The sequence below is a fragment of the Streptococcus timonensis genome, assembly GCF_900095845.1.
Taxonomy (GTDB): domain Bacteria; phylum Bacillota; class Bacilli; order Lactobacillales; family Streptococcaceae; genus Streptococcus; species Streptococcus timonensis.
On the sequence record NZ_FMIX01000004.1, the window covers coordinates 253,812 to 273,962 of the forward strand.

Consider the following 20,151-nt stretch of genomic DNA (forward strand, 5'->3'; position numbering starts at 1 on the left):
ACTTCTTTTGATATAAGGAGATTATGATGACAAAGAAACAACTTCACCTTGTAATTGTGACAGGGATGAGTGGTGCAGGGAAAACTGTAGCTATTCAATCCTTTGAAGATTTAGGGTATTTTACAATTGATAATATGCCGCCTGCTCTCTTACCAAAATTTATTCAGTTGGTAGAGACAAAAAATGACGACCACAAGTTAGCTTTGGTAGTGGATATGAGAAGTCGTTCTTTCTTTTCAGAGATTCAGTTGGTTCTTGATGAGATAGAAAAACAAGAAGGTTTAGACTTTAAGATTCTCTTTTTAGATGCTGCTGATAAGGAATTGGTTGCACGCTATAAGGAAACAAGAAGAAGTCATCCTCTTGCGGCAGACGGTCGTATCTTAGATGGGATTAAGTTAGAGCGTGAATTATTGGCTCCACTAAAAAATATGAGCCAGAATGTTGTTGATACTACAGAATTGACTCCTCGTGAACTTCGTAAGACCATTGCGGAACAGTTTTCAGATCAGGAGCAAAGTCAGTCTTTTCGTATCGAGGTTATGTCCTTTGGATTTAAGTACGGAATTCCAATTGATGCCGATTTAGTATTTGATGTTCGCTTTTTACCAAATCCATACTATCTACCGGAACTCCGTAATCAAACAGGTGTAGATCAAGCTGTTTATGACTTTGTTATGAAACACGAAGAATCGAAATCCTTTTATAGCCACCTGTTAGCCCTGATTGAACCAATCCTACCAGGTTATAAAAAAGAAGGGAAGTCTGTTTTGACGATTGCTATTGGTTGTACTGGTGGTCAACACCGAAGTGTTGCCTTTACGAAACGATTAGCCAATGATTTAGCTAAAAAGTGGCCTGTAAACGAAAGCCATCGTGATAAAGATCGAAGAAAGGAAACGGTAAACCGTTCATGAGAAAACCAAAAATTACGGTGATTGGTGGGGGGACTGGTATTCCTGTTATCCTGAAAAGTTTACGGGAAAAAGATGTTGAGATCGCTGCAATTGTAACAGTAGCAGATGATGGAGGCTCTTCAGGGGAACTTAGAAAAAATATCCAACAATTGACACCTCCTGGAGATCTTCGCAATGTCCTCGTAGCCATGTCTGATATGCCTAAGTTTTATGAGAAAGTATTTCAGTATCGCTTTTCTGATGAAGCAGGTGCTTTTGCAGGTCACCCACTGGGGAACATTATTATTGCAGGCTTATCAGAGATGCAAGGTTCAACCTATAATGCTATGCAATTACTGAGTAAGTTTTTCCATACGACAGGAAAGATTTATCCCTCTAGTGACCATCCTTTGACACTTCATGCTGTCTTTAAAGATGGGACAGAAGTAGCTGGTGAAAGTCATATAGCAGATCATCCTGGAATGATTGACTATGTCTATGTGTCAAATACATTTGATGATGAAAAACCTCAAGCTAGTCGACGGGTAGTCAATACGATTCTTGAAAGTGATATGATTGTTTTAGGACCGGGATCGCTTTTTACATCCATCTTACCAAATATTGTTATTGAAGAAATTGGACAGGCTCTTCTAGAGACTAAGGCAGAGGTTGCCTATGTCTGCAATATTATGACTCAACGTGGAGAAACAGAACGTTTTACAGATAGTGACCACGTTGAGGTCTTGCAGAGACATCTTGGTAGACCTTTTATAGATACTGTCTTGGTTAATATTGAAAAAGTTCCAAGAGACTATATGGATACCAATCTTTTTGATGAATATTTAGTGCAGGTTGAACATGACTTTGCTGGTCTATGCAAGCAGGTGCCACGTGTGATTTCGTCTAATTTTCTTCGCTTAGAAAACGGTGGTGCTTTCCACGATGGTGACTTGATTGTAGACGAATTGATGCGAATTATACAGGTAAGAAAATGAGTTTTACAGTTGCAGTAAAAGAAGAAATTCTCCGTCGACACCATTTGAGTCGACACGAACTTTCAGCCATTATCAAGATGTCTGGGAGCATAGGTTTGTCTTCTTCAGGGTTAACTTTATCGGTTATAACAGAGAATCCTAAATTAGCTCGCCATCTCTATGAATCTTTTTTACACTTTTATGAAATTAAGTCGGAGATTCGTCACCATCAAAGAAATAATCTCCGTAAGAATCGTGTTTATACTGTTTATACAGATGAGCGAGTGCAAGAGATATTGAGTGATTTGCATTTAGCTGATTCTTTCTTTGGACTTGAAACAGGGATTGCACCTGAAATCCTAGCTGATGAGGAAGCAGGCCGTGCCTATCTCCGTGGTGCTTTTTTGGCAAACGGGAGTATTCGAGACCCAGAATCAGGAAAGTATCAGCTTGAAATTAGTTCTGTTTACTTAGATCATGCTCAAGGGATTGCTTCGCTACTCCAGCATTTTTTGCTAGATGCCAAGGTAATTGAACGAAAAAAAGGGGCAGTGACCTATCTTCAGCGTGCGGAGGATATTATGGACTTTCTCATAGTCATTGGAGCTATGGAAGCGCGTGATACTTTTGAAGGTGTCAAAATCTTACGAGAAACTCGGAATGACCTTAATCGTGCCAATAATGCAGAGACAGCAAATATTGCTCGAACTATATCCGCCAGCATGAAGACTATTAACAACATTAGTAAAATCATCGATAGGCTAGGCTTGGATAACATCCCAGCTGATTTGCAGGAAGTTGCACGTTTGCGTATTCAACATCCAGACTACTCTATCCAGCAGTTAGCAGATAGTCTAAGCAATCCAATGACTAAGAGTGGGGTCAATCATCGACTCAGAAAAATTAACAAGATTGCAGAGGAATTATGAATAGAGCACATAAGATAAGCGGATTTTAAGCTTCTATATGTGTTTACGGGTATGAATTTGATAAAGAAGGGTGTACTCATGCTTTGAATTCTAGGGATATGAAAATAGTTGTAAAAACTCTTAATTCTTGGTACAATAGAAATAAATAAGTAGGGTAGTAGTTTACGAGTGAAAACATGGTATAGCACCTTTGAAAGAAGATGGATTTAGCGAGGGTACACTGAGTTTAGTAGTATCTAGCTATTGAAGCTTGTGCTATTATCAAGACGACGGTTGAAATCCGTCCACCTATAATGATTAGCCTCAACTTAATGTTGGGGCTTTTGTCTTAATTCAGTCTTTTTTTCTACAATCAAAGTAGCCTTTATAATATTTCTAGAGGATTTACATGTTGAGAATAATATAATTCCATTATAAAACCACGAATCGTATGATCCGTGGTTTTTTTCTTATAAACTTGTTGAGTGTTTTGGTTGTACTTTTTGTTCTGGGTCGATGTAGTTAATGGCATTGTTAACAGCAGTTGGTGCTTCACCGAGACCTGTTGCAATCAAGTCAATCTTACCATCGTAGTAGCAGCAATCTCCAATTGCGTAAATTCCAGCTTGGCTTGACTCCTGCTTGCTATTGACGATAATCTTGTGACGGTTAAGGTCAAGTCCCCAGTTTTTAAGATTACCAACTGATGATTTGAAGCCATAGTTGACAAAGAGGTGGTCGAGTTCAATAGTTTCGGTCTCATCGGATTTGACTTTTGTGATTTCAAGCTTGTCAAGAGTTTTTCCATCTCCAAGAAGTTGACTTGGCACAAATGGTGTTTTGATACTAACAGATGATTCTTGAAGGGCTTGGACACTATGTTCGAGGGCCCGGAAGTTATCTCGACGGTGAACAAGTGTAGTTGGAGCAATCTTTTCAAAAGCTAAGGCCCAGTCCACAGCAGAGTCTCCTCCACCCAGAATGGTTACTTTCTTGCCAGCATATTGTTGAATATTAGACACATGGTAGTGGATGTTCTCACAATTTTCAACACCTTCTAATTCCAGTGGACGTGGCTTAAAGGCTCCTCCACCCATGGCGATAATGATAGTTTTTGTGAGGTGACTTCCTTTGTTGGTCTCGATGCTAAAATGGTCATCTTCTTTTTTGATATCCATAACAGTTTCGTTTAGATGAATAGCTGTTTCAAAGGTATTGAGCTGTTCAATCAAACGACGTGTCAATTCTTCTCCAGTTAGATTTGGAAAACCAGGAACATCGAGGATTTGTTTTTCAGGGTAGAGAATAGCAGGTTGGCCACCTAGTTGTGGAAGAGAGTCGATAATTTGGACTTTAGCTTGGCGTAGGTGAGCATAGAATGCGGCAAACAGGCCTACAGGACCACCTCCGACGATGGTAATGTCATAGAGTTGAGACATGGTTTCTCCTTTGTGTTTTCTATTTTCTTATTCTATCATATTTTGTGACAATGTAAAATAATGTAGGATGAAGAAAAATTTTACAGAAAATGATATAATGAAGAGAAGCTTTTTTAACGCGGAGGAGACCTTGGATGAATTTCCAGCAATTATCTAATTCCCAATACTGGTCTAGTTTATTTTCCAGTCCCTGGAGTATAGTAATCAATCTGATAGATATTCTGATTGTTACTTACATCTTATATCAATTTACAAAATCAATCGCAGGAACTAAAATCATGATTCTAGTTCGTGGGGTATTAGTCTTTATTTTAGCTCAAATATTAGCTAATTTTTTGGGTTTGACGACTATTTCTTGGTTGATTAACCAATTGATTACCTATGGGGTTATTGCAGCAGTTGTTATCTTTTCTCCTGAAATTCGAACTGGTCTGGAGCGATTGGGTCGTGCAACAGAATTCTTTTCTAGTACTCCAATTAGTTCAGAAGAACAAATGATCCGTGCTTTCGTTAAATCAGTTGAATATATGAGCCCTCGTAAAATAGGAGCCTTGGTAGCTGTTCAACGTGTCAGAACCTTACAAGAATATATTTCGACTGGGATTCCTTTAGATGCAAAAATTTCAGCAGAACTTTTGATCAATATTTTTATTCCTAATACTCCTTTGCATGATGGTGCAGTAATTGTTAAAGGGGAACGTATAGCTGTAACCTCGGCCTATCTTCCTTTGACCGAAAATATGGGAATTTCAAAGGAATTTGGTACTCGTCACCGTGCGGCGATTGGTTTATCAGAAGCTTCTGATGCTCTCACTTTTGTTGTTTCAGAAGAAACTGGTGGCATTTCTATTACTCATAACGGTGTCTTTAAACACGATCTGACCATTGAAGAGTTTGAAGCAGAATTGCGAAAAATTCTTGTCCCAGTAACCACACAAGAAGCAAGCCTGATAGAACGTGTACTAGGAGGTTGGAAACATGAAAAGGAATAGTCTTTACATTATCACTTCTTTCCTATTTGCATGTATTTTATTTGTATATGCGACATCTATCAATTATCAAAATAATAGTAATGCCAGAACTACGAAGACAGAAACTTATACAAATACAGTTTTAAATGTACCTATTGATATTCAATATGATAGTGATCAGTATTTTATCAGTGGCTTTAGTTCAGAGGTTACCGTCTTCTTAACAGGATCAAATCGTGTTACGTTGGCCAGTGAAATGAAAGAAAGCACTCGTAAATTTAAAGTAACAGCCGACTTGACTCAAGCGACAGAAGGAATTATTGAAGTTCCCTTAACTATTGAGAATCTTCCGAGTGGATTAACAGCAGTTGCAACTCCTCAGAAAATAACAGTCAAGATTGGGAAAAAAGTCACACGGGATAATGTCCCAGTCATTCCACAAATTGATTATAGTCAAATTGACGACAGCATCGTCGTTGATGGTGTCTTTATTTCAAATGAACGGGTTTCAGTAACAAGTGATGAAGATACCTTATCTAAAATCGATAAAATTGTTGCTATGTTACAGACCAGCGAGAGACTAACTGGGAACTATTCAGGTTCCGTTCCTTTGCAAGCTATAGATAAAAATGGGACAGTTCTCCCTGTTGTAATTACTCCGTATGAAACAACAATGAAAGTTGTAACAAGACCAGTTCGAAATACAAGTAGTTCGACCACTACAACAACTCATTCATCTACAACAAATTCGGATGCAAATACAGATGCTGCAAAAAAAGAACAATAAAAATTTCTTAGAAAAGGATAATAATCATGGGTAAATATTTTGGAACGGACGGTGTCCGTGGAGAAGCTAATGTAGAATTAACGCCAGAATTGGCTTTTAAACTAGGTCGCTTTGGAGGTTATGTCCTCAGTCAACACGCGACAGAGGCACCAAAAGTTTTTGTAGGGCGTGATACACGTATTTCAGGTGAAATGCTTGAATCAGCTTTAATTGCGGGTCTCCTCTCAGTAGGAATCCATGTATACAAACTTGGGGTTCTTGCAACTCCAGCAGTTGCCTACCTAGTTAAAACTGAAGGAGCTAGTGCAGGTGTTATGATTTCAGCCAGCCACAACCCAGCTCTTGATAACGGTATTAAATTCTTTGGTGGTGATGGCTTTAAGTTAGATGATGATAAGGAAACAGAAATCGAAGCTTTGTTGGATGCGAGTGAAGATACTCTTCCACGTCCAAGTGCAGAAGGTTTAGGTTCTGTTGTGGATTATCCAGAAGGACTACGCAAGTATGAAGGATATCTAGTTTCAACAGGAACTCCACTTGAAGGAATGAAAGTGGCCTTGGATACTGCTAATGGTGCAGCTTCAACTAGTGCTCGTCAGATTTTTGCAGATTTGGGAGCTCAATTGACTATTATTGGGGAAACTCCAGATGGTCTTAATATCAACTTGAATGTTGGTTCTACACATCCTGAGGCTTTGCAAGAGCTCGTGAAAGAAAGTCAGTCTGCTATTGGTTTAGCTTTTGATGGGGATAGTGATCGTCTCATTGCGGTTGATGAAAATGGAGAGATTGTCGATGGTGATAAAATTATGTATATCATCGGGAAGTATCTTTCTGAAAAAGGTCAGTTGGCCCAAAACACAATCGTGACAACAGTCATGTCTAACCTTGGTTTCCATAAGGCCTTGGATCGAGAAGGGATTAACAAAACTGTTACTGCAGTTGGAGATCGTTACGTAGTTGAAGAAATGAGAAAGTCTGGCTATAACCTTGGAGGTGAGCAGTCTGGTCACGTCATCCTGATGGATTATAACACAACGGGAGATGGTCAATTATCAGCTGTTCAATTAACTAAAATCATGAAGGAAACTGGTAAGAGCTTATCTCAATTGGCTTCAGAAGTGACTATCTATCCTCAAAAGCTAGTTAATATTCGTGTAGAGAATGCCATGAAGGAAAAAGCCATGGAAGTACCGGCTATCAAGGCTATTATCGATAAGATGGAAGAAGAAATGGCAGGAAATGGCCGTATTCTTGTACGTCCAAGTGGAACAGAGCCACTTTTACGTGTGATGGCAGAAGCACCTACAACTGAAGCTGTAGATTACTATGTGGACACTATAGCTGCGGTCGTTAAAGAAGAGATTGGAATTTAGATAATTCAGCAGAAAATTTGGAAATATGATACAATGTCAAAGTAAATTGTATCAATGGAGATAAATATGAATTTAAAACGTGAACAAGAATTTGTCAGTCAGTATCATTTTGATGCTCGTAATTTCGAATGGGAAAATGAAAATGGTGTCCCTGAAACCAAGGTTGATGTCAATTTCCAATTACTTCAACATGATCAAGAAAATCAAGTGACTTCTCTTATTGTTATTTTGAGCTTTATGATTGTTTTTGATAAATTGGTTATTAGTGGTACTATTTCTCAAGTTAACCATGTGGAAGATCGTATTGTGGATCAACCAAGTGACTTTAGTCAAGAAGAAGTTGAGATGCTTGCTCGTCCTTCTTTGGATATGCTAAACCGTTTGACTTATGAAGTAACGGAAATTGCACTAGATTTACCAGGAATTAATTTGGAGTTTTAAAAAAATGAAATTAGCGGTCATAACAGACTCATCTGCTTTTCTACAAGCGGAAACCTTGCGGAAAGAAGATTTATTTGTGCTTGACATTCCTGTCAATATCGACGGACAGGAGTATGTTGAAGGTGTAAATCTAACCGCTCAAGAATTTTATGAAAAAATGGCTCGTTCATCTGAACTACCTAAAACCAGTCAACCAAGTATTGCCAAATTGGATGAGATTTTAAGTTCCTTGAAAGAACAAGGTTACACTCATGCTTTAGGACTTTTCTTGTCGTCTGGTATTTCAGGCTTTCATCAAAATATCCAGTATATGAAGGATGAATTTGAAGGTTTAACAATTGCTTTTCCTGATACTCGCATTACAAGTGATCCCTTAGGATTTATGGTGGAAAGTGTTTTTCAATGGGTAGAAAATGGTGACGATTTTAATACTATCTTAGAGAAACTAGATAAACAAATCACTAAAACATCTGCTTTTATCATGGTTGACGATCTTGACCATCTGGTGAAGGGGGGAAGATTATCCAATGGAGCAGCTATTTTAGGAAATCTTCTTAGTATCAAGCCTATTCTTTACTTTAATGAACAAGGTGTCATTGAAGTTTATGAAAAAGTTCGTACGGAAAAGAAGGCAACTAAACGTTTGGTAGAAATTATCAAAGAGTTGACAAAAGATGGAGACTACCGTATTACGGTTATTCATGGAAATGCTCCTGAAAAAGCAGAGGAATTGCGTCAGCAGTTACTTGAAAGTGGAGTAACAAGTAATATTGAAATAGCGACCATCGGTAGTGTGATTGGAACCCACCTTGGTGAAGGTAGTATTGCTCTGAGCTACACTCCAATTGTATAGTGTCGTAATGTGGACAGATATCGCCCTTTGTATCTTAGAATTTGAACACGCCTGGAACTCTCTGTGAAAAATCGCTCTTCCAAGGGGGAGAAACTCCTTGATTAGAACTCTTAGTTTCACTTTGTATTCATACGGGCTTGATATCTTAGATAGGAGTTGAGATAGAAATGAGTATTCGTGTAATTATTGCAGGATTTAAGGGTAAGATGGGACAAGCTGCTTGTCAAATGGTGCTAGCAGATCCGGCCTTAGATTTAGTTGCAGTTATAGACCCTTCTGAGAAAGTAGATTCTTGGCAAGGTGTTCCTGTATACAATGATAAGGAAACCCTAATTGGTATTAGTGCTGATGTTTGGGTGGATTTTACAACTCCAGCAGTTGCTTATGAGAATACACGCTTTGCTCTTGAAAATGGCTTTGCTCCAGTAGTAGGAACGACAGGTTTCACCAGTCAAGAAATCGAAGAATTAAAAGAATTGTCTCGTTCCAAAGGCTTGGGTGGCTTGATTGCTCCTAACTTTGCCTTGGGTGCTGTCTTACTTATGCAATTTGCAGCACAGGCAGCTAAATACTTTCCAAATGTGGAGATTATTGAACTTCACCATGATAAGAAAAAAGATGCTCCGAGCGGGACAGCAATCAAAACAGCTGAGTTGATGGCTGAAGTTCGTGAGTCTATTCAACAAGGTGCTAGTGATGAGGAGGAACTCATTGCTGGAGCCCGTGGAGCCGACTTTGATGGTATGAGAATTCACTCAGTTCGCTTGCCAGGTCTTGTGGCCCATCAGGAAGTTATTTTTGGAAATCAGGGAGAAGGATTGACTCTGCGTCATGACTCCTATGATCGTAGCTCCTTCATGACAGGGGTGAATTTGGGAATCAAAGAAGTTGTCAAGCGTCATGAGCTTGTCTATGGATTAGAACACTTACTATGAAATTAACAAAAATGCCTTCTGAATTTCAGAAGGCTTTACCAGTATTAGAAAAAATTAAAGAAGCAGGATTTGAGGCTTATTTTGTGGGTGGCTCTGTTAGGGATGCCCTACTCAATCGTCCCATCCATGATGTGGATATTGCGACTTCATCTTATCCTGAAGAGACTAAGCAGATTTTTCCACGCACAGCTGATATCGGCATTGAGCATGGGACCGTTTTGGTTTTAGATGGAGATGAAGAGTACGAGGTCACCACTTTTCGGACGGAAGATGTCTATGTAGACTATCGGAGACCAAGTTCTGTTTCTTTTGTTCGTTCACTTGAAGAAGATCTCAAACGCCGAGATTTCACAGTCAATGCCTTTGCCTTGGATGAGACAGGGGAAATCGTCGATTTATTTGATGGTCTCAAAGATTTAGAAAATCAGGTCCTGCGTGCAGTTGGTGTAGCTAGTGAACGTTTCAATGAAGACGCGCTACGCATCATGCGTGGCTTTCGTTTCCAAGCTAGTCTTGGTTTTGAACTCGAGCAAGAAACGTTTGAAGCGATGAAGGCCTTAACGCCACTCTTAGATAGAATCTCTGTGGAACGCACCTTTGTCGAGTTTGATAAGCTTTTACTGGCTCCCTATTGGCGAGTAGGTTTATCTTCTATGATTGAGAGTCAAGCTTATGATTATCTTCCAGATATGGTAGGCAGTCAGGAGAAACTCCAGTCTTTGTTTGATTTAGAAAAAGATTTTACTTTTGAATCTTCTGAGCAAGCTTGGGCAGCACTTTTATGGGTTTTAGAAGTGGAAGATACTCAACAATTTTTGAAACATTGGAAGACTTCACGCCAATTTGCCAAGCAGGTACAGGATTTGCTATCTATTTTGGCTCTCCGAGAAGAAGGGGAACTAGGTAACCGTGATTGTTACCGTTTTGATTTGGACTTTCTTCTACAGGCTGAAAATCTTCGCAGAGCTCAAGGAAAGGAAGTCAACCCACAAGCAATCACAGAAACCTACGAGAGCTTGACTATTCATGATAAGAAAGAGATGCAAATTAATGGTGGCATTCTCATCAAGGAATATGGCTATCATCCAGGTCCAGAATTAGGAGATGTTTTAGAGGAAATTGAGTACGCTATTGTGGATGGTAATCTAGATAATGAAGTGGAAGCCATTCATGCATACTTAAGGGAGAGAAAATGAGTGATTTTATCGTTGAAAAACTAAGCAAATCAGTTGGTGATAAGACTGTTTTTAAGGATATTTCTTTTATCATCCACGACTTAGATCGCATAGGACTCATTGGTGTCAATGGAACAGGAAAGACAACCCTTCTAGATGTGCTTTCAGGTGTTTCAGGTTTTGATGGCGATATTAGCCCTTTTTCAGCAAAGAGTGATTACAAGATTGGTTATTTGACCCAGAATCCGGAATTTGATGATAGCAAGACTGTCTTGGATACTGTTTTATCCAGTAACCTCAAGGAAATCCAGTTGATTCGGGAGTATGAACTGCTTATGCTCAGCTACAGTGAGGACAAGCAGTCGCATCTAGAACGGGTCATGGCGGAGATGGATTCTCTCCAAGCATGGGAAATCGAAAGTCAGGTCAAGACTGTTCTCAGTAAACTAGGCATTCAAGAATTATCAACTCCTGTTGGAGCTTTGTCGGGTGGTCTTCGTAGACGGGTTCAATTGGCACAAGTGCTTTTGGGTAACCATGATCTCTTGCTTCTTGATGAGCCAACCAATCACTTGGATATTGCGACCATCGAGTGGCTGACACTTTTCTTGAAGAATTCCAAGAAGACCGTCCTCTTCATCACCCACGATCGTTATTTCCTAGATGCTCTATCTACGCGAATTTTTGAATTGGATAGAGGTGGATTAACAGAGTATCAGGGGAATTACCAAGATTATGTCCGTCTCAAGGCTGAACAGGATGAGCGTGATGCAGCTCTTCTTCACAAAAAGGAACAACTTTACAAACAAGAATTAGCTTGGATGAGACGGCAACCTCAAGCTCGTGCGACCAAGCAACAAGCTCGTATCAATCGATTCCATGACTTGAAAAAGGAAGTTTCAGATACTAGCCTTGAGACAGACTTGAGCATGAATTTTGAAACTAGCCGTATCGGTAAAAAAGTTATCGAGTTTAAGGATGTTTCCTTTGCCTATGACGATAAACCGATTCTGAAACATTTTAATCTTTTGGTCCAAGCCAAAGACCGTATCGGAATCGTCGGGGACAATGGTGTTGGGAAGTCAACCCTTCTTAACCTTATTGCAGGAAGACTTGAAGCGACTGAAGGACAAGTTATCATCGGTGAAACAGTACGCATTGCCTATTTCTCGCAACAAATCGAAGGATTGGATGAAAGCAAGCGAGTTATCAATTACTTGCAAGAAGTGGCAGAAGAAGTTAAGACGAGCGGTGGCCCTACGACATCCATTGCAGAATTACTAGAACAATTTCTTTTCCCTCGTTCAACGCACGGTACCTTGATTGAGAAGCTGTCAGGTGGAGAGAAGAAGCGTCTGTACCTCCTCAAATTACTCCTTGAAAAACCCAATGTGCTTCTCTTGGATGAACCAACAAATGACCTAGACATTTCGACCTTAACAGTTCTAGAAAATTTCTTAGAAGGTTTTGCAGGACCAGTCTTGACAGTTAGTCACGACCGCTATTTCCTTGATAAGGTAGCAACTAAGATTCTTGCTTTTGAAGACGGGACCATCCGTCCTTTCTTTGGCCATTATACAGATTATCTAGATGAAAAGGCTTTTGAAGCAGAAGCAAAAAGCCAAGTTCAAAAGGCTGAAAAGGAGAAAGTGGTCAAAGTCCGTGAAGAGAAGAAACGCATGACCTACCAGGAAAAGCAGGAGTGGGCAAGTATTGAAGGTGATATCGAAGCCTTAGAAAACCGCATCTCTTCTATAGAGAAAGAAATGCTAGCAAATGGTTCTGACTTTGGGAAACTAGCTACCCTTCAAAAAGAGTTAGACGAGAAAAATGAAGACTTGCTGGAAAAATATGAACGCTATGAATATTTAAGTGAGTTAGTATAATGGAAGAAACAATTATTAAATGGAGTAGTAAGAAAATCGTTTTGAGCCTTATTCTTTATCTACTAGAATTGGCTCTTCTACTTTGGATCTTTTCGTTTTTGCTGAGCTATCCCGAAGAAGCACCTGCGGGATTGGTGCCCTTAATCCTCTTTATTGGTTTCTTGATCCTCATCGTTGGCTTCATTTTGTATCAACATTTGCGACGGCTTTTTTCTGATAAAGAGTATTTGAAATGTACGGCTCAAGGATTTTCCTATAAACCATATCCAAAGAAAGACTGGCAGTTTTATTCCTGGGGACAGGTAGAAAAGTTTGCTCTCACGAGAATTAAGGGTAGTAGAAATGCAAGGGATTTTTATATGATTGAGGTTCAGTTTTATGACAAGGAAGTTTTAAAATCCAACTTTTTCTGGTATCGTCTTCGAAGTAGATTTACAAGTTCAAAACATTCTAACGTTTTGAAAATCCCAATCTATTTGCTGGATGTTGGCTTACCAAAGAGAGTATTTGAAGTCATGTCCTACTTTGAGCGAGAGTGGCGTATCCAACAGAATCGTCAACGGAATCAAACTTCTAAAAGCAAAAAGAAGTAAAGATTTCATTGATCGAGCGAATCTCCGAATTTTATGAAGGTCTGAGGGGCTTTGGAACGATATTCCAAGGCTTCTTTCTATTTCGCTTTTCTAGGAAATATGGTATAATAGGGAGTAAAAACTTTAAAAGAAAGAAACGCTATGAACTTAAAAGATTACATTGCAAGTATTGAAAATTATCCACAAGAAGGAATTACATTCCGTGATATCAGCCCTTTGATGGCAGATGGAAATGCCTACAGTTACGCTGTTCGCGAAATTGTTCAATATGCTACTGACAAAAAAATTGATATGATCGTAGGACCAGAAGCACGTGGATTTATTGTTGGATGTCCAGTTGCTTTTGAGTTGGGAATTGGTTTTGCACCTGTTCGTAAACCAGGGAAATTGCCACGCGAAGTCATTTCAGCTGACTACGAAAAAGAATATGGTGTTGATACTTTGACCATGCACGCAGATGCTATCAAACCAGGTCAACGTGTTCTTATTGTAGATGACCTCTTGGCAACAGGTGGTACTGTTAAAGCGACAATCGAAATGATTGAGAAATTAGGTGGTGTCGTAGCTGGTTGTGCCTTTTTGATTGAGCTCGATGAGCTAAAAGGTCGTGAGGCAATCGGAGATTACGATTATAAAGTTTTGATGCATTATTAATGAAAAACAGTCCTTGGGGCTGTTTTCTCGTCATTTGATATAAAATAAGGCTATATCTAGTTAGAGAAAAACTATAATTGAAAACTATACCTTCTTACAGTATAATAAAGGGAAAGAAAGTTGCCAATTGGAAAGTCTAATTGGTGATAACAGTTTAACACGTACCCAGTATTGATATTGTAAGGAGATTTCCATGCCGATTCGAATTGAAAAAAAATTACCAGCAGTCGATATTTTACGAACGGAAAATATTTTCGTCATGGATGACCAAAGGGCGGCTCACCAAGATATCCGACCCTTAAAAATTCTTATCTTAAATTTGATGCCCCAAAAAATTGTGACAGAGACACAACTTTTACGGCATTTGGCAAATACTCCACTCCAGTTGGATATTGACTTTTTATATATGGAGAGTCACCAATCAAAAACAACTCGCTCAGAGCATATGGAGACTTTTTATAAGACCTTCTCGGAAGTCAAAGACGATTATTTCGATGGCTTGATTATCACAGGAGCTCCAGTTGAGCACCTTCCATTTGAAGAGGTTGACTATTGGCAAGAGTTTACCCAAGTTATCGATTGGTCTAAGACTCATGTCTTTTCAACCTTGCATATTTGTTGGGGAGCACAGGCAGGTCTATACTATCGCTATGGTGTAGATAAATACCAGATGGACCAGAAGCTTTCTGGGATTTATCCTCAAGATGTTTTAAAAGAAGGTCATCTCCTATTGAGAGGTTTTGATGATTTATATGTCTCTCCGCATTCTAGACATACCGAGGTCTTAAAAGAAGATATTTTGAATCATACCAATTTAGAGATTTTAGCATCTGGTGATGAGGTTGGAGTGTCAATCCTCGCTAGTAGAGATTTAAGAGAAGTTTATAGTTTTGGACATTTAGAGTATGATCGTGATACTCTTGCTAAAGAATACTTTAGAGATTTAGATGCTGGTTTAAACCCCCATATACCGGAAAATTATTTTAAAAATGATGATATCCATACTCGTCCATGTATGCTGTGGAGTTCTTCAGCAGCTCTCTTTTTTAGTAATTGGGTGAATTACGCAGTATACCAGGAGACACCTTTTGACTGGAAGAGGGTGGAAGACGATGTTTCTCATTTTGGATATTTATAAGAGGAATTATGACATATTTAGATGCTTTTAAATCTGGAAATTTAGTTTTACCAAGTGCACTCTTATTGCACTATAATCAACTCTTTTCATCTAGCGAGGACTTTCTTGTTTGGCAATTCTTTTACCTACAGAATACAACGGCTTTAGGTGAATTGTCTCCAAGTCAGATTGCTGAAAAAATCGGCAAAAATGTCACTGAAGTCAATCAGGCTATTTCACGATTGACTGAGAAAGGATTGCTTCAATACCGAACCATTGAACTTAATGGCGAAATAGAAGTAATCTTCGATGCAACTCTTGCCTTGGAGCGCCTAGACCAACTTTTTGAAAAACAAGCTCCAAACCAGGTGCAATCTGCTCCAAATGATTTAAAGAGCTTGGTAGATATTTTCCAACAGGAACTAGGCCGTCTTTTGAGTCCTTTTGAAATTGAAGATTTAGAGAAAAGTTTAAAGGAAGATGGAACTAGTGCAGACTTGATAAAGGAAGCCTTGCGTGAAGCTGTTTTGAATGGGAAACCAAATTGGAAATACATCCAAGCAATTCTCCGCAACTGGCGTCATGAAGGGATTAAGAGTGTAGCTCAAGTAGAAGCTAAGCGCTTGGAAAGAGAAGCAAGCAATCCTCAAAATGTACAAGTCTCATCAGATTTCAAAAACGCTATGGATCTATGGAAAGACTAATAATGAATAATAAAAAAACTTGCCAATCAGGCAAGTTTTTTTGTTTTTAATTAGCAAGTCCCCAAACGCTGAGAGAACGTTCAACTACTGGGAAATCTCCGTACCCATCCGAATTGATAGTTACTTGATCAGAATGATTACCGAGTAAATCAACAAAGGTTTGGTCAGCCCATTCTTGGCCTACAAACATGGTTTTATCATTTTCTTGGGCATTAGAGATTAGAACAGCTAAAGGTGATTGATTGTCAGTTCCTGAACGGACCCAACCGATACAATTAGGGTCATCAAAGTAGTCCGTCTGCTCTCCATAAGCCAAATCTTTTCGGATAGCTAGCAGATGGTCAAGAACTTCTTTAAAATCTTGCTGAGCATATTGACCAGAGATACCGTAGTAGTCTCCGTAAAAGACACAAGGGAGACCCTGCTCGCGCAAAAGAATAAGAGCATAGGCTGCTGGTTTAAACCATTCTTCTACAGTAGATTCTAAAGCTTGTCCTCGTTGAGTATCATGATTTTCGACAAAGGTTACAGCCTTATCTGGTTTGACTTGAATCAGACTATCATTAAAGATGGTACGCAAATCGTAGTCTGCACCAGCTTGGCTTGCCTCAAAGAGATTCATATGGAGTCGGACATCGACAAGGTCAAAGCGTTCTTCAATCTTTTCAAGGTAGTCCAAGTTAGCTTCCTTGTCTGGATTCCAGAATTCTCCAAAGACATAGAAGTCTTGTCCATATTTCTCTTTGATGTCACGAATGAAATTACGCATAAAGAAGGAGTCGATATGTTTGACTGCATCTAAACGAAAACCAGCTACTCCAGTCGTTTCCATGAACCAATCAGCCCAATCGTAGATATTTTGTATGACTTCTGGATGCTTAAAATCTAAGTCCGCATACATGAGGTAGTCATAGTTACCATTTTCATTATCGACTAATTCTTCGTGGGCCCACCCCTTATTATCTCCCTGGATAAGGTAAATACCAGACTTCCGTCTTTTGGCATCATAGTCAGTTCCAGTGAAATGGTACCAGTGCCAGTGGAAATCATTGTAGGTGTTTTGTCTTCCATCAAAAGTAAAGTTTGTCCAACCATTGATGGTAAAAGGTTCTCCAAGTTCAATTGTGCGATCTCCTGGGTCGACTTCAATAACCTGGAAAGATTCCAAACGGTCTGCAGCTGCCTTGTGGTTTAAGACGACGTCAGCCATAGGTTGAATCCCATGTGATTTAAGTGTTTGAATGGCTTGAAGATAGTCTTCTTTGAAACCGTACTTGGTACGCACAGTTCCTTTTTGGTCAAATTCACCGAGGTCAAAAAGGTCATAGACACCATAACCGACATCTTTTTCGTTGGTAGCTTTAAAGGCAGGTGGCATCCAGACGTGGCTAATTCCTAGATTTGCAAGGTGCTCAGCATCATCGGTAAGTCGCGTCCAGTGTTGTCCATCGTGGGGAAGGTACCACTCAAAATATTGCATTAGGGTTTGATTTTTCATAGATAGTCCTCATACTTAACAATTTGAGAATCATTTTACCACAAAGCAAGCAAATGCGCAAACGTTTGCGCTACAAAAATAGACCTCAGGATGTGAATGTCTATTTTTACGGTAATAGAATGAAATTTCTCAACACAAATGACCCTTCTTATTTAGAAATCAATCAAGCAGAAACAAAAAGCTTGTATAGTTCCTATGACATCAATGGAGAAATCATTTTCTATTTTGTGAATTGTCACAAAATTTGGTATAATAGTATCTATGAAAAAATTGTTGGTCAGCCGAAGTGTTGAAAAAAAAATACAAAAGGGGCAGGTTGTTTTGGAGAAAGAAGATTTTCCAGAACTATCTGAAACGAATATAGAAGTTGAGCTGTATAACCAAGGAAAGCAATTTTTAGGAAAGGCTTATCTATCACCCCAAAATAAAGGAATTGGTTGGTTTGTAACAGATCAAAATATTTCCTTTGATCAATCTTTTTTTGAAACACTCTTTAAAAAAGCCAAAGATAAACGTGCATCTTATTATCAGAATGATTTGACGACTGCTTTTCGTTTATTTAACCAAGAAGGTGATGGCTTCGGTGGTTTGACATTGGATCTTTATGGGGATTACCTTGTTTTTTCATGGTATAACTCATATGTTTTTCAACTCCGTCAGCAGATAGTTGCTGCATTCTCTCAGGTTTTTCCAGAAGTTTTGGGTGCTTATGAGAAGATTCGATTTAAGGGATTAAACTATGAGTCGGATCATATTTATGGGAAAGAAGCACCGGAGAATTTTACAGTTCTTGAAAATGGAGTCCTTTACCAGGTCTTTATGAATGATGGATTGATGACAGGTATTTTCTTAGACCAACATGATGTTCGTGGAAGTTTGGTTGATGGTTTAGCTATGGGGAAATCCTTGCTCAATATGTTTTCCTATACAGCTGCTTTTTCAGTTGCTGCAGCCATGGGAGGCGCGAGTGAAACAACCTCGGTTGACCTAGCCAAACGGTCGAAAGAGTTGTCAGTAGCTCATTTTGAAGCTAATGGCATTAGTCTTGAAAACCATCATTTTATCGTTATGGATGTCTTTGAATATTTTAAATATGCTAAACGTAAAGGTTTGAGCTATGATGTGATCGTGCTAGACCCACCAAGCTTTGCTCGCAATAAAAAACAAACCTTTTCAGTAGTAAAGGATTATCACAAGTTGATTTCCCAAAGTCTCGATATTTTAAATCCGGGAGGCATCATCATTGCTAGTACCAATGCTGCCAATGTTTCCCGCAAGAAATTTACAGAACAAATTGATAAAGGATTTGTAGGAAGAACCTATCAGGTACTAAATAAATATGGACTTCCAGCAGACTTTGTTTTTAACAAAAAAGATGAAAGTAGTAATTACCTCAAGGTGATTAGTATGAAGGTAACTAAATGAAATTAGTCGTTTCTGTTATGCCAAAGAGTTTAGAAGAAGCGCAAGCAATTGATGCAAATCGTTATGTAGATGCAGATATCATCGAGTGGCGAGCTGATTTTCTACCAAAAGATGAAATCTTACAAGTTGCACCAGCAATTTTCGAGAAATTTGCTGGACGAGAATTACTTTTTACCTTGCGTACTCGTGCTGAGGGGGGTGAGATTGACTTGTCAGCTCAAGAGTATGTTCAAGTCATTAAGGATGTCACCCAACTCTATCAACCTGAATATGTGGATTTTGAGTATTTTGGGAATAAGGATGTTTTTGATCAGATGTTAGATTTTCCAAATTTAGTTTTGAGTTATCATAACTTTCAAGAAACACCTGAAAATATGATGGAAATTTTATCAGAACTAACTAGCCTGAATCCAAAAGTAGTGAAAGTATCAGTTATGGCCCATACCGAACAAGATGTATTAGACCTGATGAACTTTACTAGAGGTTTTAAAACCCTTAATCCTGAACAAGAATATGTGACTATCTCTATGGGGAAAGTAGGTAAAGTTTCTCGTATTACTTCTGATGTTACGGGTTCCAGCTGGTCATTTGCAAGCTTAGATGTAGCTAGTGCTCCAGGACAGATTTCTCTGTCAAATATGAAAAAAATTCGGGAGATTTTGAATGAAGATTGATGGCTACACGCGTCTAGCTGCTGTCGTTGCAAATCCTATCAAACATTCTATTTCTCCTTTCATTCATAATAGTGCTTTTCAGGCAACAGAGACCAACGGTGTCTATCTAGCATGGGAAGTTAAAGCGACTGATTTATCAGAAACAGTTGCCAATATTCGCCGCTACCGGATGTTTGGAATCAATCTGTCCATGCCCTACAAGGAGCAAGTGATTCCTTATTTGGATCAGTTGAGTGAGGAAGCCCGTCTGATTGGTGCTGTGAATACAGTAGTGAATCAAGAAGGAACTTTAATTGGATATAATACAGATGGCAAGGGATTCTTTAAGAGCTTGCCTTCTTTTGAAATTTCCGGAAAAAGAATGACCTTGTTGGGAGCTGGTGGAGCTGCTAAATCTATTTTAACTCAGGCAATTTTAGACGGTGCTGATCAAATTTCTGTTTTTGTTCGCTCGTCTTCTATGGAAAAAACAAGAATATATCTTGAAAAATTACGGGTGGAAACAGATTTTAAAGTTGACTTATATGATTTAGAAAATGTTCAAATCTTACAAGAAATAATCCACCAGTCTGACTTACTGGTGAATGCTACTAGTTTAGGAATGGACGGAAAATCATCACCAGTTCCTACAAACCTGAATTTGCCTCCACAAGTCTTGGTGGCAGATATTATTTATCAGCCTTTCGAAACAGTATTTCTACAATGGGCTAAAAGCCAAGGGAATGTAGCTGTTAACGGACTCGGTATGCTTTTATATCAAGCAGCAGAGGCTTTTAAACTATGGACAGGTAAGGATATGCCAACAGATGAAATTTGGCAGTCCTTAACAGAAAAATATCACTAAA

20 protein-coding genes are annotated in these 20,151 nt (G+C 39.0%); 18 read left to right on the forward strand and 2 right to left on the reverse strand.

From position 1 onward, the window contains the following. Positions 1–26: 26 nt before the first annotated feature. The 3 genes from rapZ to whiA are packed head-to-tail and all read left to right on the forward strand — an operon-like array spanning position 27 to position 2,799. On the forward strand, positions 27–917 hold the full coding sequence (rapZ, locus tag BQ2679_RS04505) for an RNase adapter RapZ (RefSeq protein WP_075566662.1): 891 nt from the start codon (positions 27–29) through the stop codon (positions 915–917). Next, a complete protein-coding gene (locus BQ2679_RS04510) occupies positions 914–1,891 on the forward strand; it encodes a YvcK family protein (RefSeq protein WP_075566670.1) in 978 nt (325 codons plus the stop codon). Before rapZ ends, BQ2679_RS04510 begins: the two co-directional genes overlap by 4 nt. Beyond that, entirely contained in the window at positions 1,888–2,799 is a 912-nt protein-coding gene (gene whiA / locus BQ2679_RS04515; protein WP_075566673.1) for a DNA-binding protein WhiA, read from the forward strand. The genes BQ2679_RS04510 and whiA overlap by 4 nt, the downstream gene beginning before the upstream one ends. Positions 2,800–3,248: 449 nt before the next feature. Here the strand turns inward: whiA and BQ2679_RS04520 are convergent, their stop codons facing one another. Next, complete coding sequence (locus tag BQ2679_RS04520; protein ID WP_075566680.1) at positions 3,249–4,217, reverse strand: NAD(P)/FAD-dependent oxidoreductase; 969 nt, start codon at positions 4,215–4,217, stop codon at positions 3,249–3,251. Positions 4,218–4,351: 134 nt separating this feature from the next. Here BQ2679_RS04520 and cdaA point away from each other — a divergent pair, with 134 nt between their 5' ends. The 12 genes from cdaA (at position 4,352) to BQ2679_RS04580 (ending at position 15,709) form a co-directional block, all read left to right on the forward strand. Then, positions 4,352–5,209 carry a diadenylate cyclase CdaA gene (gene cdaA / locus BQ2679_RS04525; protein ID WP_075566682.1) on the forward strand — a complete coding sequence of 286 codons (858 nt, stop codon included), beginning with the start codon at positions 4,352–4,354 and terminating at the stop codon, positions 5,207–5,209. After that, positions 5,196–5,975: a CdaR family protein gene (locus BQ2679_RS04530; protein WP_075566684.1), complete on the forward strand. Its 780-nt coding sequence runs from the start codon at positions 5,196–5,198 to the stop codon at positions 5,973–5,975. Before cdaA ends, BQ2679_RS04530 begins: the two co-directional genes overlap by 14 nt. Before the next feature lie 26 nt (positions 5,976–6,001). After that, a complete protein-coding gene (glmM, locus tag BQ2679_RS04535; RefSeq protein ID WP_075566690.1) occupies positions 6,002–7,351 on the forward strand; it encodes a phosphoglucosamine mutase in 1,350 nt (449 codons plus the stop codon). Between the two features lie 66 nt (positions 7,352–7,417). Further along, positions 7,418–7,792, forward strand: a complete 375-nt coding sequence (locus BQ2679_RS04540) for a DUF1149 family protein (RefSeq protein ID WP_075566692.1) — start codon at positions 7,418–7,420, stop codon at positions 7,790–7,792. A 4-nt stretch (positions 7,793–7,796) separates the two neighbouring features. Further along, positions 7,797–8,645 (forward strand): DegV family protein, encoded by an 849-nt coding sequence (locus tag BQ2679_RS04545; RefSeq protein ID WP_075566697.1) that lies wholly within the window; start codon positions 7,797–7,799, stop codon positions 8,643–8,645. A gap of 167 nt (positions 8,646–8,812) precedes the next feature. After that, positions 8,813–9,580 carry a 4-hydroxy-tetrahydrodipicolinate reductase gene (dapB, locus tag BQ2679_RS04550; RefSeq protein WP_075566699.1) on the forward strand — a complete coding sequence of 256 codons (768 nt, stop codon included), beginning with the start codon at positions 8,813–8,815 and terminating at the stop codon, positions 9,578–9,580. After that, positions 9,577–10,776 carry a CCA tRNA nucleotidyltransferase gene (locus BQ2679_RS04555; RefSeq protein WP_075566701.1) on the forward strand — a complete coding sequence of 400 codons (1,200 nt, stop codon included), beginning with the start codon at positions 9,577–9,579 and terminating at the stop codon, positions 10,774–10,776. The genes dapB and BQ2679_RS04555 overlap by 4 nt, the downstream gene beginning before the upstream one ends. Next, the gene (locus tag BQ2679_RS04560; RefSeq protein ID WP_075566703.1) at positions 10,773–12,641 is read left to right on the forward strand and encodes an ABC-F family ATP-binding cassette domain-containing protein; all 1,869 of its coding nucleotides are present in this window, start codon (positions 10,773–10,775) and stop codon (positions 12,639–12,641) included. Before BQ2679_RS04555 ends, BQ2679_RS04560 begins: the two co-directional genes overlap by 4 nt. Beyond that, positions 12,641–13,234, forward strand: a complete 594-nt coding sequence (locus BQ2679_RS04565; RefSeq protein ID WP_045614191.1) for a hypothetical protein — start codon at positions 12,641–12,643, stop codon at positions 13,232–13,234. Before BQ2679_RS04560 ends, BQ2679_RS04565 begins: the two co-directional genes overlap by 1 nt. Before the next feature lie 141 nt (positions 13,235–13,375). After that, entirely contained in the window at positions 13,376–13,888 is a 513-nt protein-coding gene (locus tag BQ2679_RS04570) for an adenine phosphoribosyltransferase (RefSeq protein WP_006154681.1), read from the forward strand. Between the two features lie 193 nt (positions 13,889–14,081). Next, positions 14,082–15,026: a homoserine O-acetyltransferase MetA gene (gene metA / locus BQ2679_RS04575; protein WP_045614188.1), complete on the forward strand. Its 945-nt coding sequence runs from the start codon at positions 14,082–14,084 to the stop codon at positions 15,024–15,026. 8 nt (positions 15,027–15,034) lie between these two features. Continuing rightward, the gene (locus BQ2679_RS04580; RefSeq protein ID WP_075566705.1) at positions 15,035–15,709 is read left to right on the forward strand and encodes a DnaD domain-containing protein; all 675 of its coding nucleotides are present in this window, start codon (positions 15,035–15,037) and stop codon (positions 15,707–15,709) included. 46 nt (positions 15,710–15,755) lie between these two features. Here the strand turns inward: BQ2679_RS04580 and BQ2679_RS04585 are convergent, their stop codons facing one another. Continuing rightward, positions 15,756–17,207: an alpha-amylase gene (locus BQ2679_RS04585; RefSeq protein ID WP_075566707.1), complete on the reverse strand. Its 1,452-nt coding sequence runs from the start codon at positions 17,205–17,207 to the stop codon at positions 15,756–15,758. A 261-nt stretch (positions 17,208–17,468) separates the two neighbouring features. Here BQ2679_RS04585 and BQ2679_RS04595 point away from each other — a divergent pair, with 261 nt between their 5' ends. The 3 genes from BQ2679_RS04595 to BQ2679_RS04605 are packed head-to-tail and all read left to right on the forward strand — an operon-like array spanning position 17,469 to position 20,150. Further along, entirely contained in the window at positions 17,469–18,632 is a 1,164-nt protein-coding gene (locus tag BQ2679_RS04595; RefSeq protein ID WP_075566711.1) for a class I SAM-dependent rRNA methyltransferase, read from the forward strand. Beyond that, a complete protein-coding gene (gene aroD, locus BQ2679_RS04600; protein WP_075566713.1) occupies positions 18,629–19,306 on the forward strand; it encodes a type I 3-dehydroquinate dehydratase in 678 nt (225 codons plus the stop codon). The genes BQ2679_RS04595 and aroD overlap by 4 nt, the downstream gene beginning before the upstream one ends. Next, positions 19,296–20,150: a shikimate dehydrogenase gene (locus tag BQ2679_RS04605; protein WP_075566715.1), complete on the forward strand. Its 855-nt coding sequence runs from the start codon at positions 19,296–19,298 to the stop codon at positions 20,148–20,150. The genes aroD and BQ2679_RS04605 overlap by 11 nt, the downstream gene beginning before the upstream one ends. The last annotated feature ends 1 nt before the right edge of the window (position 20,151 follow it).